The following is a 14,454-nucleotide window of genomic DNA, read 5'->3' on the forward strand; positions in this document are numbered from 1 at the left end:
GGATTCAAGCCTCCTTTCTCCTGACAATGACGCCCTGCGTCGTGTGAATGCCGTTTACCGCGTCGCCGATGTCTACAAATTCCGTGTTTACCCCGACCCCTTTGATCACATTGGAGAACCACTGCTGAAACGCGTCTTTTCCCATCTCCCACTTGTGGTCGTCATGGCGAAATCCATCCAGCTCGTAAAACTGGTTGAAATCTGCATTCGGCGTCGTGATGATAAAGTACTCGAAATCGATATGCCTCAAGATAGACTGAATCAGCTTCCCGGCTTCATCCTCGGCCATATGCTCGATGACCTCTGTCAGGATAACGTCAACTCTCTCTCCGTTGTACACCTCCAGGAAGCGGTCAAGCGAGTCGAATACCGCGATGTTATCGATGTCTTTTGCCTGCGCCTTGCGATTTGCGGAAGCGAGCGCTTCTTTATCCGTATCAATCGCAAAATAGCTGCCTTCTATCTTCCCGGCGAACCGCAGTGCATAAAATCCTTCCCCGCAGCCTACATCGACAATCGACTTGTTGAAGGGCAGCAAACCTTCGATGTAGTTCCGGCGTTGCAGCGCGGTGCTTCCAAATGCAAACCGGATCTCGCAGCCGCCCGTTTTCTCCAGCTCTGCCTTGTATGTTTGAAAACGGTCCCGCGAGGACAGGAAGTTTCGGACAAACAGGCTGCGAATATAAAACGGCGCGTCAATCAGGTTGATGCTCCTCGTGTACTTATCGAGAATGCTGTCGGAAATGTCGATATACTCTTCGCCAAACATGGACAAGAACAGGCACAGCACACTTGCCGTATGCAGCAGATGATGCAGGCTCTTGCGCGTCGTGATGGTCAGCGCATAGCTTTTATGCGCCCGATGCTCGACGGCAAACGCAAACTCCTTGAGATGCTTGGCAAAAAACTCGATATACCGCAGCTTTTCAATATGAATCATGTGGATGTAAAAGGCGTGTTCATAGCCTTCTATGTCCCGCTCGTCATGCACTTTTAACGGTGCTGAAAAAAACTCGTTTATCGCATTTAACGGAAAGAGCGGCGTGTTGTACCGCGACACATTCAAATATTCGAATTGTTCCTGCTCATGCCGTTTGTAGGAAATTTCATTGTCCGCGTCCTTGAAGTACACGTTGAAAGTGGTCGGGTCGGTGTACCAGCCGTACGCCATTCCCTTTCGGATCGACCGGAGCAAAACGCCGGTTTGCGGGTTCTTTTTGATCAGAAAGGAAAACTGCGGGTTTGTAGATTTCAGTTGAACAATAGCCATATAAACCTCCTTTAGGGAAAGTGGATGGTTGCAGCCGCTGGATCGTTTCAGCCACCGGTTCCTTTCCGGCGGCGCCGCCCGTGATACGCAAAAAGGCCACAGACCAAACGTCCATGGCCGAACATCTGCTGTGAACAAATCTGCCTCTACTCTACTTTCCGTCCTCTATCTCCAGCGCTTCTACCTGCTCCGTCATGGAGGCATACCCCTGGAGGGTCTGGGCGATGTAAGCCAGGACGTGATCGCTCCAGCCGTAGATGTAGTAGGTGTCCTTGATTTCCGGCGGAAGCATGGCATGCCGGTACGGAGCAATGTCGACGATAAACGCTTTTGCTTCCGGGTTTATTTTCGAACGGTATTTTTGCAGCTCCAGATAAAAGGGGCTTCCGCTGTTTTGCTGCTCATCGGTTATGATGATGATCTGGTCGACCCGCTTCCGCTCCCGGATCAGCTTCCTCACGGGGGCTCCCGTATCGGTCCCCCCTCCGGCGCGGATTCGCTCCGCCTGGCTCAAGATGCTGTCGTGCCGGGAAGGCTTCGCGTCATGCACATCTGTGTCAAACAGCCAGAACAAGGAGTTCCCTTTCGTTTTTTTGAAAAGCGCCAGTGCGAATACAGAGCCTATCTGCAAATACTCCCCGTCCATCGAGCCTGAGATGTCGAGGAAGATCGCGGTATGCTCGCCCAGCTCGGGAAGATTGTCAAAGGTAAGCTCGACCGCTTCCCTGAGCGCATCGCGAAGCTCGGGATGGTCTACCTGATTGAATGCTTTTGCAAAGCGAAACGGAAGGATTTTTGCTTTTGCCAGCGCCTGGCGGTCAGTCAGCCTTTTCACCGCATAGGCGAGGCTTTCTTTGCTCTCAAAAACACCTGCCCGATCCAGCGCATTCAGATGACGCAGGAGAGCGAATGCCGGCATTTGGTGAAGCAGCGCTTCCCACACGGCCCTGGACGGCTTGATAGCCCCAGTCACCGTTTCATAAGGGAGCCTCCCTGCCTCGATCCAGTGAATCTGCTCCGCCTCCGACTCCGCTTGCTTCAATTTTTCCAATGCTTCCACCTGCGGGATCAGCGTAAGGTTCGTCTCATGTCCGCGCAAATAGCGGAACAGCGCCTGCTGCTTGTCGTCTTTCGGCTTTGGATGCGCGGTGGCGATGATATCACCGAGACTGTAGCCGCGGCCACGGCCGTTGTATTTGAGCGCCCAATACTCCGACACTCCGGCCAAAAAACGGTTGACCTGCCGCTTGACCGCCCTTCCGCCTTCCCCTCGTCCCATGCCTTGCAGGATCGTCAAAAAATCGGACAAATCGGAAGGAATACGAACGACCTGAAGAAACACCTTGGCAAACAGGTCTGGGCGGCAGCCCGACAGGACAGCCAGGCCAAACAACGGCTGCAAGCGCATAAATCCCTCGTTGCGGGCAAAAACGATTGCCTTTGCCATGAACTGCGGGTTTTGCTTGGCCATCTCATGGTGGAGCTGCTGGGCTTCATCCAAAAGCTGTTGTGTATCGGCGTAAAACGTATGTCCCAATGTATTGGTCAACAGCGTCTGCAGGTACTGCTCTTCTGCCGAACGCTTGAATGCGGGGTATCCGTCGCTGTTGTATGTAGCTGGCTTGATTCCGGAGAATACCTTTTTGGCAAAGCTCATGGGTATACCCTCCTTATGCGTAAAAAAGGAAGCGAGGAAAGAGGTGAAAAGGCACCGGCTGCCGCTCTTGGGCAACCTTTCAATCCCAATCCCATATTTTTCGAAGTAGCCCTTTCAAGCGCCTCGCTTCATCTTATTTATCAAAGGGATCATTGAGGAAAAGGTTGGATAGGTACAGATTGCTCTACCAACTGAGCTATCCTGTACGTGTACAGGAGTTGGACTCGAACCAACGACCGATCGCTTAGAAGGCGAAGTAACCCATCCGAGCGCCTCAATGATCTGATCTTCGCGGGCGCCGCCGTGCGGCGTCGACCTCGCACATTCATCATCGCCTATTTTTATGCCCGCGAACATGGCAAAAGTATTACGACATGAGAGAAACTTTTCCATTTTGACCATTTTTCGCTGTTTGGTAAAATGAGAAAGGACGATTAAGCGGAAACGGGGTATTGCCATGGCGAAAGAGAGCTTTGATAAAGAAATCCAATTCCTGCGAATGCTGGTGCTTACGAGCGGCGCCTACAACCGCCAGCAATTTGCGGAGCGCCTCGGCATCTCCGTCCATACCTTTGACAAGACGCTTCGGCGGCTGAAAGAAATCGTGCAGACGATCCATGCGGAGCTTCCGGAAAAGCAGGGAACGGAATTCGCAGACATGCTCCGCTTCAGCTACTATGAGTCGTCAGACCCGATCCTGTTGTTTTTGTACAGGGCCAAGTCGCTGAAAGAATCGGAAAGCCACCGGCTGTCTCTCATCGTTGCTGCCCTTCAGGAAAAGGCATTGACGGCAGCAGAGCTGATGGACATTTGCTGCGATGAACTGCCTGCCGATGTTTCTCTTCCCGACGAGAAAACCATTCGCTCCGATTTGAAGTATTTGGAGCAGGTCGGCGTGATCAAAAGGGAGGCTGGCGGACGGCCCTACCGCTATCGTGTATACAACGATCTGGTAGCCCAGCTTACGGACGACGAATTGCTCGATCTGTATGACTTTGTAGATGTGATGGCAAACACCCAGGTTCCTTCCGTACAGGGGTACCTGCTGCGGGACACCTTGAAGAAAGCGCTGAAGCAAAAAGAGCTTCCTCTTGCTGTCACCGATTCATTTTTGTACAAATATCACTACTACTCGCGCATTTTGGACGAGGCGCACTTGTTTCCCCTGTTCCAGGCAATCCGTCTCCGCCGGAAGGTCAGATTTCTTTACTTTTCTCCTAAAACGGGAAAAAGCTATGCTTCCCAAAATACGAATCCCCTCTTTGAAAGGGAGACAGAAGGCAGAGAAGAGCACGTCCTGCCCTTGAAGGTGGTGTATGACCATCAATATGGCCGTTGGTACCTTCTCGGGAATAACTACCGCCAGGGGATCATGAAATACAGAGTGGAAGGACTGACGCAGGTCGAGGAGAGCGAAGAGGTGCCGGAAGCGGAGTTTGCGCAAAAGCTCGCTCAACTGGAGGCGAGAACACGCTTGAGCTGGCTCGTCGACACGGGTGCGCCGGTAAAGGTCAAGGTCCGCTTTTTCAGACCGGACAAACAGCAGCCGGATTTCGTCAAGGAGCGGGTCCTGCTCCAGGGGCAATGGGGCACGATTACCGAGGAAAACGATGACTGGTTTATTTACGAGATCACGGTGAACGGGACAACGGAGATCAAGCCCTGGCTCCGCAGCTTCGGTTCGAGCTGCGAGGTTCTTGAGCCTGTGCGGCTGCGGCGGGAGTTTATTGCGGAGTGGAAGGAGATTCAGTCCTATTATGAACCTTTTCGAGAAAATCTTTAATTATCAGCTCATTTCCCGTCTGGACGAATACGGGACTTTGCCCATCACTGCCCATGAGCGATCCTGGCTGAAAGCAATGCTGGCCCACCCGTCGGCAGAAGCGGCTTTTGCCCCGGAAACGCGAACCAAATTGCAATCCCTTCTGGAGCCGGTAGAGACGGTTGCCTTCACGGAAAGCCTTGGAGAAAAGGCAAAAAGCAAGGAGCGGCACGTCTACCACCCTCTTCTCAGACTGCTTCGGCGCATTCTGGCAAAGAATCAGGGAATCCGCATGACGTACCGGACAAAAAACGGCCGGGTAAACACGGGACATAAGGGCCTTCCTTATAAGCTGGAGTATTCGATGGTCAAAAAGGAATGGTATCTGCTCTGGTATCATTTCCGCTATCAAGCCTATATGTCGACCAGGCTGCAAAGCATCGTTTCTGTCAGCGAGGAGCCGGTAGATCCAGGCGAGGCAGCTGAGATCAGAGAGAGAATCGAAGCCACTCTGGAGGCACGCAAGGAAACGGCTGTCATCGAGGTCGTCCGTTCGTACAACCGGGAGCTGTCGAGGATATTGTACGCCTTCTCCTGTTTCGAAAAGGAAGTGGAGTATCTGGATCAGACGAATACGTACCGGATCAGGCTTACTTTTCTCGCTGACGACAGCGAATACATTTTGTCCAAGCTTCGCTTCCTGGGCAAGCGGGTCCGCGTCATGGAAGGAGAGCGTCTAAAGCAGCGAATGTATGAGTCCGCGGTCAAGGCACTTTCCCGGTACGGGATCGAATCAGTGGATCCGCTTTTCTAACAGTTGTTTACAAGTCAAACATCTGTCAGCACTAAAAAAGAGATTTGCACCATGTCGAGCCATAAAACAAATAGCCAGTTGAGACGCTCCCGCCGGGAAAGGGGGAAATGGACTCACCTGGCTTTTTTCCTTGTTCATTGTTCATTTGCATTTCTCCTTAACCGCAATCAGCGCAAGGAATCAACAGGGGGGACCTCGAAGGGTTTAGGGAAGAAATGTCGAAATAGTAAGAAATATACAACGGACAATCTGTGATGGGGATGCTAAATGAGTCTATTAAAAGAGATTATCCTGCAAATCTTCTTTGCTTTAATCCCTTTTGTCGCATTTAATATCTACTACCGCGATAAAATCAGAAACTACAGCCAGACTTTTATTCTCCTCACGAGTTCACTCTGTCTGTTTCTCGCCATGACCTTTGCATCCAATGTCGTAGACGGAGTCATCTTCGATATTCGCTACGTCATCATGTTTTTTGGACTGGTTTACGGCGGTGTCCAAACAGGCATTATCCTTCTCGTCGAATTTGTCATTTACCGGTTGTACCTAGGCGGGGAAGGAATGCCGGTCGCGATGATCATCTTGGCCTGCACCTTCTCTTTATCCCTTCTCTTTTACAAATTGTACAAAGCGAATTACCGCAGAACGTTTGTTACCTTTCTGGCGGGAATTGCCTTTTCGGTTATTCCCTTGGTGCTTACGTACTCCTTTTTTCCGAACGACGTGAAGGAGCACCTCGCCTACCACCTGATCGTCATACCGATGCAAAACTCGCTCGGCACGTGGCTCCTGCTTACTTTGTTTGGAAAATCCGTAGCAGATAAAGAAATGTTCATCAGGCACGCTCAAAACGAGAAAATCGAAACAATGAGCCATGTGGCGGCCTCCCTCGCTCACGAGGTGCGAAATCCGCTGACAGCGGTTAAAGGCTTTTTAAAACTGATTCAAGAAGACCATAAACATCTGCCCAAGCTTGAACAGTACATCAACATCTGCCTCGGCGAGGTTCAAAGGACCGAGCTCATTCTCTCGGAGTATCTCTCCATTTCCAAACCGTTGACCGCCCGCCATGAGGTAATCAACTTCTCTGAGCAGCTTTACGTGATTCGGGAGGTGATGTCTCCGTACGCCAACATGCACAATGTCGAGCTGGAGGTCCATGCTCCCGACAGTCCGGTACCTGTTCTGGCAAATCCGGACGAAATCAAGCAGGTGCTGGTTAACTTCATTAAAAATGCGGTCGAAGCGTGCTCGGAGGTCTCCGACGCAAAAGTGATCCTCAGGCTGTCGTCCGAGGAGGACCGCGTCGTTCTGAAGATCAAAGACAACGGCATCGGCATGACTGAAAGCCAGATGAAACGGCTCGGCTCCATTTATTTTTCCACGAAGTCAAACGGTACCGGACTCGGGCTTACGTATTCCTATCAAGTGATACACGCCATGGGCGGGACGGTGACAGTGGCAAGCAAGCCTGGAGCAGGAACGAAGTTTACGCTCATTTTTCCCGAAGCCGAGCAAGTCGGTTGACCCTGATCGCACATGGGAGGGACTTCTATTTATCTACCTTCCATATATTTCGCTGTTCACTGTATGCAGCAACCGGTCCCCGGACAAACCGCGCAAAATGTTTTCCGCCGTCATCATCGCCATTTTTGTTCTCGTCGCGATGCTGGCGCTGCCAATATGCGGGGCAACCACTACATTGTCCAGCTCCAATAGCGGATGGCCCGTACTGATCGGTTCAGTCTGAAAAACGTCCAGTCCGGCCGCCCAGATCCGCTTCTCCTTCAACGCTTTATACAAGGCTTCCTCGTCCACGTTTGTGCCACGCGACGTGTTGATGAAAATCGCGCTGCGCTTCATCAGCGAAAACTCCCGCTCTCCCATCAGCCTTCGCGTGTCTTTTGTCGCCGGGGCCATCAGGATGACGTAATCCGACTCCAGCAGCAATTCTTCCAGTTCACAGTACCGGGACCCCAGCTTTGCTTCCGCCTCCGGCTTGCGGCTGCGGTTGTGATACAAAATGGACATGTCAAAGCCTTTGGCGCGTCTGGCTACCGCTTCGCCGATCCGCCCCATGCCGATGATCCCGATCGTTGCCCCCCATACGTCTTGTCCGGTCAACAGCATCGGGGACCAGCTCTTCCACCTGCCCTCCCGCACGAACCGGTCGGCCTCCGGTATGCGTCGGGCCGTTGCCATCAGCAGCGAAAACGTAAGGTCGGCGGTCGTTTCCGTCAAAACGCCAGGGGTGTGGCCGACGGGAATGCCGCGCCTGGTCGCCTCCGCCACATCAATGTTGTCATAGCCTACCGCCATCGTCGCGACCACGCGCAAGAACGGAGATGCATCGAATACCGCCCGATTGATCGAATCGGATACATTGGTGAAGATCGCTGCCGCGTCTTGTACTTCCCCCAGCAGCACGTCTTGCGGTATTTGCTCTTCCTCAGAATCCCACATGTATACCTCAGCTCGTGCTTGCAGCAGTTCAAGCGCTGGCTGGGGAATTTTTCTCGTTATCACAATTTTGTCTTTCACCGTACATTCCACCTCCGGTATGGAAAGAGACAGCAGGGTCATCTCGACTGCTGTCTCGTTTGGTGCATTATCTGCTTCCTCACTTTATACGCGCTTCGGCGCCAATTCGATCGCCTGCCGAAGCGCTTCTTTCAAACTGAGCTCATCGGCAATGCCTTTTCCGGCGATGTCAAAGGCAGTCCCGTGATCCACGCTGGTACGGATAATCGGCAGGCCGACTGTAATGTTCACGCCCGCCTCCAATCCAAGCACCTTTACCGGACCATGGCCCTGATCGTGGTACATCGCCACCACGATGTCGAAATCGCCGCGCACCGTCCGGAAAAACAGCGTATCCGCAGGCAGCGGCCCCACCGCCTGGATGCCTTCTTGCTGGGCCTTTTCCACAGCGGGAACAATTTTTTCCTCCTCCTCGCCGTAGCCGAACAAGCCGTTCTCCCCCGCATGCGGATTGATGCCGCAGACACAGATGCGCGGCTGGGCATAGCCTGCTTTTTGCAGTGTCTCATGGGCCAGCTTGATCACCTTGTAAACACGTTCTGCATTGATCTTTTTCACCGCGTCGATCAGTCCGATGTGCGTGGTCACGTGAATCACTTTCAGCTTCGGTGCGGAGAGCATCATGGAGTAATCTTCCGTCCCCGTCAATTCCGCCAAAATTTCGGTATGACCCGGATAAAGATGACCGCCCTTGTGCAATGCCTCCTTGTTTAACGGCGCCGTGCAAATCGCATCGATCAGTTTCTCATTTGCAAGCGAAATGGCCTTTTCCAGATAGCGAAAGGCAGCGTTGCCAGCCTCCGCCGAAACAACTCCGAACGGAAGATCGTGAGGCAGCAGATCCAAATCCAGACATTCGACAATGCCCGGTTCAAACGCGGCTTTCTCAATAGATGAGATCGAGCGCACGACGAGGTCCGAGCCTACGACTCCTTTGACACGCTCCAGCATTTTCGCGTCGCCGATCACGAATGGACGGCACGCATCGTAAATCGCTCGATCCCGGAGCGCCTTCATGATGATTTCCGGACCTACCCCGGCAGCATCCCCCATCGTGATCGCGATAATCGGCTTGTTGTTGATCGTCATAGCCGTTTTCCTCCGTTCTTTCAAAAGTCGCCGCTACAGCGCTTTGCGCAGAAGCTCTTCCAGGCTTTTCTGGGTTGGCACACGGGGGTTGTTGCGGATCAGCCGGTTGATGCCGAGCGATTTGCTGGCGATCTCGGCCAGATCCTCTTCTTTAATGCCGATCTGGGAAAGGCGGGTCGGCAATCCGATCGCTTCGACCAGCTTGAATACTTCCTGCCAGGCCACCTCTGCCAACTCCTTTTCCGTCTTGCCTGCCGGGTTCACCCCGAACGCCAGCGCGATTTTGGCCATTTTTTCCTGTTCCACGTCTGTGTTGTACGCCATGACATAAGGCAGGAGCAATCCGGTCACTTCACCATGCGGCGATTTGACCAAGCCGCCGATCGGATATGCCAGCGCGTGGGCAGCCGCTGTTCCCGCATTGGAGAAGGCCATGCCGGCAAGCAGGCTGCCGAGCAGCATGTTTCCGCGTGCCTCCAGATTGCTGCCTTGCTGAACCGCCAGGACGAGATTTTTCGCGATCAGTTCGATGGCTTTATACGCCAGTGCGTCGGCAAGCGGCAGCGATCCCTGGAACAGCAATTCGCCTTCCGCCCGAATGTAGCGAAAATCCTTCGCCGTATACGCTTCGATTGCATGCGAAAGCGCGTCGATGCCAGAGCAGGCAGTCACGTACGGAGGCAGGCCGACGGTCAGCTCGGGGTCGAGCAAAGCTACCGCTGGGCGCAAATAGTTGTCCGAAATGCCGATTTTCAGATTGTTTTCCAGGTCAGCCAATACGGCAACGGAAGTCACTTCCGAACCGGTCCCCGCTGTAGTCGGGATCGCGATCAATGGAGCGATGGGGCCGGGCACGCGGTGCTCGCCAAAGTAATCGGACGGATGTCCGCCATGGGCCATCAGCAGCGCTACCACTTTGGCCAAGTCGATGCTGCTCCCGCCGCCCAAACCGATAATCGCGTCCGTATCCATATGCGCCTTGGCAAATTCATAGCAATCGATCGCCGTTTGGATCGGCGGTTCCGGAACAGCCTGATCGTAAACGACCACCTGATACTGCGCTTCTTCCAACAGACGGAGCACCTTATCGGCGATCCCCGCCCCCTTGATGCCGGGGTCTGTGATCAAAAAAACATTTTTCGCTTTGATCCGCTGCAAAATCTTGTCCAGCTCGCGAATCGAGCCATTCCCGTATACGATCCGCTCTGTAGAAAAGAACTCCCATGTATGTCTCATACCCGCTTCTCTCCTCTTCCCTGTCGATTAAGACAGATTGATCACGACAACCCGCTCTTCCGTCATTTCCTCCACTGCCCAGCGCGGGCCCTCCTTGCCGATGCCACTGTCTTTCACTCCGCCGTATGGCATCACGTCAGCACGGTATGTCGATACGTCGTTGATGATGACTCCGCCGAACTCCAGTTCATGGACAGCCCGCATCGCCAGCTGCAGGTTGGCTGTAAACAGACCGACCTGCAGTCCAAGTCTGCTGTCGTTTGCCTGGCGGAACGCATCCTCGATGTCGTCGAACGGAATGATGCTGATTACCGGAGCAAATACCTCCTGGCAGACCACTTTCATCTCAGGCGTTACATCCACCAGTACGGTCGGGTAAAGAACCGCTCCTTCCCGCTTTCCTCCGCATGCCGCTTTTGCCCCTTGTGCGATGGCTTCGCTGATCCACGCTTCTGCCCTTTTCGCCTCTTTTTCCGAAATCATCGGACCGACATCTGTCGCCGGATCGGTCGGATCCCCCACCTTGAGCGAGTGAGCGACCTTGACCGCCTGCTCCACGAAGCTGTCGTACACGTCGCGGTGCACGTAAACGCGCTGAACGGATATGCAGGCTTGCCCGGCGTTCGAAAAGCCGCGTGTGACGCACAATTCGGCTGCCTTGCCAAGGTCTGGCGCATCCCGGTGGACGATGTTGGGCGAGTTGTTACCCAGCTCCAGCGTGACCCGGCGGATGCCCGTCGTACTCTTGATGTGGCGTCCCACACCAGGACTGCCTGTAAAGGTAAACATCGCGATGCGCTCGTCCTCCAGCAAATATTGACCCGTTTCCGGACCAAATCCGTTCACCACGTTGAGAAAGCCCGCCGGGAGCCCTGCTTCTTCCAGAATTTCGGCCAGCTTCATGGCGATGATCGGCGTCATTTCCGCCGGCTTCAGCACAATCGTATTGCCCGCCGCAAGAGCAGGGCCGACCTTGTGCACCGTCAGGTTGAACGGGAAGTTGAACGGAGTGATGGCTCCGATCACCCCCACCGGTACCCGAACGGTAAAGGCCATCTTGTTTTCATTTCCCGGCTGGCCGAGCGGAACGCCTTGCCCAGCGATTCGCTTCGCCTCCTCCGCAGAAGCGATCAACGTCTGAATGCCGCGATCGATCTCTCCCCGCGCGTCTTTGAGGACCTTGCCTACTTCCGCGACCAGAATCAGGGCCAGCTCCTCCCTGCGCTCTTTGATGATGTCCGCCGCGCGCATGAGAATTTCATAGCGCTCCACCGGACTCAGCTTTTTCGTATGAAAGGTATGAAGAGCACTCGTTACCGCTTTCTCCACGTCTTCCTTTGACGCTTTGCTGACACGAGCAAGCTCTTCTCCCGTATATTTGTTCATCACGGCGAACATATCATCATTTACTTGCCATTTCCCGTCAATATAGTTTCCGTACACGGTGGTGCCTTTTCCAGTCTGTGCTTGCATGGCGTACACTCCTCTCTTTTTTTGCTTGATCTTACGGATGGTGCTGCATTTTTGGCAGGTAGCCCTGATCGTCAAACTCCAGCTCCGCCAATTCTCCCACCACTTCCACATGCGGCAATTCGGCCACTTCCGGCAGCAGCGCCTCCGATACGTAGAGGTACTCCAGATGAAGTGTACTCGGAATCCGCATGATGCGAGCTTTTTCCGGCTCTACGCCCCAGTTGGCGCGCAGCGCTGCAGCTAACGCTGCCCGGTCGCTTTCGAGCACGATCGGAATGCTCGCCCGGGCAAGGAATGTGCTGGTGATGACATTCTCATTCATCGCTTTGAAGTCAAGCTTGTCAAAGAAACGCTGCGTGGTCAGATCAGCCAGGCCGATGCCAAGCCCATTGCCGTGCGACGCCTCGGAAAGATCGCTGGCGATGATGTACTTGATGCGCGGCGACTGGGGTTCAGGCGTCCCCTGAATCCGCAGCCTGCCGATGATATTCGTGTCCATTCCCGTGCCGCTGTAGTTCTTGCCCACTTCATCCACGATCAAAATGTCGATCTCTTCTGCGGGCAGCTTTGGCATCAAGGCCGCTGACTCTGCCAAAAGCTCCCGCTCCCTGGCTTCAATCTGTGCCGTCGGGATCGCTTCGATCAGCGCCGTCTGTTCAAACGCATTTTCCACGATGGCGATGCCGCAAAGAATCTTTGTACGGGCCAGCATGACCCGCGCCACTTTGGGCATGATGTCGCGGATGCCTGTCACCCCGTGACTGTGGATCAGCAAGGCTTGCTTGTGTTTTCCAAGCCCGATGGCGGCCATTTTCATCAATCCGCTTTCAATGCCGATCGGCGATTTGAAATCGGTATGCACCTTTACCCGCCCCATCAGGATGATCCCGTCCGCTGCCAGAGCGTTCTTGTCCACGTAAACCGGCATGCCCTCTTCTGTCTGGCCGATCTGCTCCACTTCCATCGAAGAACGGATCGGCGCTCCGCAAAAGGCCTCCGTTATCCCCAGGCTCTCCAGCACTTCCACCTGTCCTTTTGCCGTCGCGCCTCCATGGCTGCCCATCGTCGGCACGATGAACGGTTCAGCTCCCATCTGCCTGAGCTCGCGGACGACAGCCCGGATGATCAATTGGATGTTAGCAATGCCCCGGCTGCCCGCTGTAATGGCTACCTGCATCCCCGGCTTGACATTCTGCTTCAGCCCTGCGCTGTCGAGCTGCTTGCTGACGGTTCCGTCAATGTCCGCAACGACTGGTCCCGTGAATCGTTGTCTGATTTTGATCATTTTTGGAAAGTTCATGGTACAAATATGCGCCTCCCGCTTTGAACTTACGTCGTTATTTCAACAAGCTCGGCAACCAAGTGGAGATCGCCGGTACATAGGTGATGATCAGAATGTCGACGATCAGCATGATAAAGAACGGAATGAGCGCTTTCGTCAGCTCCTCCAGCTTGATCCCGGCGATCTGGCAGGCGACAAACAAGTTCACTCCTACCGGCGGCGTTACCATCCCCATCGCCAGATTGACGATCATGATCATGCCGAAGTGAACCGGATCAATGCCAAGCTGAACGGCGATTGGCGTCAACAGCGGCGCCAGAATGATGATTGAAGCAGACGTTTCAAAGAACATGCCGACAAAGATCAGCAGCAAATTGATCAAGGCCAGGAAGATAATCGGATTGTCGGAAAAAGCGGTAAACGCGGCGGCAATTTTTTGCGGCACCTGTTCGCGCGTCAAAATCCAACCGAACATTCCTGCCGCGGAAATGATAATCATGATGATCGACGTCGTAATTGCCGACTTGGAGAAAATCTCCACCAATTGCTTCCATTTGACTTCACGGTACACAAACACGCCGACGATCAATGCATACAGGACGGCGATCACTGCCGCTTCTGTCGGTGTAAAGAACCCCCCGTAAATTCCGCCCAGGATAATGACCGGCATCAACAGGGCAAGCAGCGCTTCTTTGAACGCTTGCCAGCGATGCGACCAGGTAATGCCCGTCTCGCCTTTGTAGCCGCGCCGCTTGGAAATGTACCAGCATACGAGAATGAGCGAGCCGCCGATCATGATCCCAGGAAGGAATCCCGCGATAAACAGATCGCCGATGGACACTCCAGCGGAAATACCGAACAAGATCATCGGAATGGACGGGGGAATAATGACCCCCAGCTCTCCGGATACAGCCTGTGTCGCTCCGGCAAAGCGGATGTCGTATCCCTTCTTCACCATCGCCGGAATCAGGATCGAGCCGATCGCAGCAGTAGTCGCCGCGCTGGAACCGGAGATCGCGGAGAAAAACATGGCCGTCACGACCGTTACCACTGCGAGGCCTCCCGTCATTCCCCCTGCCAGCGAATTGGCAAAGTTGACGAGCCTGCGGGAAATACCCCCCGACTCCATCAGCGAACCGGCGAGGATGAAGAAGGGAATCGCCATCAGCGGAAACGAATCGAGTGCGGCAAACATCCGCTGGATCAAAACGATGAGCGGCATCGATCCGTCGTTCATAAAAGCGACCGTGGAAGCAAGGCCGATAGACAGAGCGACCGGCACGCTCAAAAGGAGCAGCACCAATAGCGAAATCATCATGACAGCTGCCAT

11 protein-coding genes are annotated in these 14,454 nt (G+C 53.9%); 3 read left to right on the top strand and 8 right to left on the bottom strand.

All coding sequences use genetic code 11. The features are described from left to right. Positions 1–4 precede the first annotated feature (4 nt). Positions 5–1,270, bottom strand: coding sequence for a methyltransferase domain-containing protein (locus NST96_RS18540; protein WP_039070716.1), 1,266 nt, complete (start codon positions 1,268–1,270; stop codon positions 5–7). Between the two features lie 151 nt (positions 1,271–1,421). Beyond that, the gene (locus tag NST96_RS18545) at positions 1,422–2,927 is read right to left on the bottom strand and encodes a TROVE domain-containing protein (RefSeq protein WP_311068331.1); all 1,506 of its coding nucleotides are present in this window, start codon (positions 2,925–2,927) and stop codon (positions 1,422–1,424) included. 457 nt (positions 2,928–3,384) lie between these two features. Here NST96_RS18545 and NST96_RS18550 point away from each other — a divergent pair, with 457 nt between their 5' ends. From NST96_RS18550 to NST96_RS18560, 3 genes are all read left to right on the top strand, one after another. Further along, positions 3,385–4,710, top strand: coding sequence for a WYL domain-containing protein (locus NST96_RS18550; RefSeq protein WP_003386435.1), 1,326 nt, complete (start codon positions 3,385–3,387; stop codon positions 4,708–4,710). Continuing rightward, a complete protein-coding gene (locus NST96_RS18555) occupies positions 4,685–5,503 on the top strand; it encodes a WYL domain-containing protein (RefSeq protein WP_024985643.1) in 819 nt (272 codons plus the stop codon). Before NST96_RS18550 ends, NST96_RS18555 begins: the two co-directional genes overlap by 26 nt. A 267-nt stretch (positions 5,504–5,770) precedes the next feature. Further along, the gene (locus NST96_RS18560) at positions 5,771–7,030 is read left to right on the top strand and encodes a HAMP domain-containing sensor histidine kinase (protein ID WP_003386437.1); all 1,260 of its coding nucleotides are present in this window, start codon (positions 5,771–5,773) and stop codon (positions 7,028–7,030) included. A gap of 33 nt (positions 7,031–7,063) precedes the next feature. Here NST96_RS18560 and NST96_RS18565 read toward each other — a convergent pair whose 3' ends face one another. The 6 genes from NST96_RS18565 to NST96_RS18590 form a co-directional block, all read right to left on the bottom strand. Then, a complete protein-coding gene (locus NST96_RS18565; protein ID WP_122958219.1) occupies positions 7,064–8,044 on the bottom strand; it encodes a D-glycerate dehydrogenase in 981 nt (326 codons plus the stop codon). A gap of 84 nt (positions 8,045–8,128) precedes the next feature. After that, the gene (pdxA, locus tag NST96_RS18570; protein WP_031932757.1) at positions 8,129–9,133 is read right to left on the bottom strand and encodes a 4-hydroxythreonine-4-phosphate dehydrogenase PdxA; all 1,005 of its coding nucleotides are present in this window, start codon (positions 9,131–9,133) and stop codon (positions 8,129–8,131) included. Between the two features lie 33 nt (positions 9,134–9,166). Further along, a complete protein-coding gene (locus NST96_RS18575) occupies positions 9,167–10,369 on the bottom strand; it encodes a hydroxyacid-oxoacid transhydrogenase (RefSeq protein WP_003386440.1) in 1,203 nt (400 codons plus the stop codon). Positions 10,370–10,396: 27 nt separating this feature from the next. Beyond that, the gene (locus tag NST96_RS18580) at positions 10,397–11,842 is read right to left on the bottom strand and encodes an aldehyde dehydrogenase family protein (protein WP_024985646.1); all 1,446 of its coding nucleotides are present in this window, start codon (positions 11,840–11,842) and stop codon (positions 10,397–10,399) included. Positions 11,843–11,873: 31 nt separating this feature from the next. Beyond that, on the bottom strand, positions 11,874–13,142 hold the full coding sequence (locus NST96_RS18585) for a lactate racemase domain-containing protein (RefSeq protein WP_172920806.1): 1,269 nt from the start codon (positions 13,140–13,142) through the stop codon (positions 11,874–11,876). A gap of 37 nt (positions 13,143–13,179) precedes the next feature. After that, on the bottom strand, positions 13,180–14,454 hold the full coding sequence (locus NST96_RS18590) for a TRAP transporter large permease (protein WP_003386444.1): 1,275 nt from the start codon (positions 14,452–14,454) through the stop codon (positions 13,180–13,182).

It is taken from the genome of Brevibacillus sp. FSL K6-2834 (assembly GCF_038592925.1).
Lineage (GTDB): Bacteria > Bacillota > Bacilli > Brevibacillales > Brevibacillaceae > Brevibacillus > Brevibacillus borstelensis.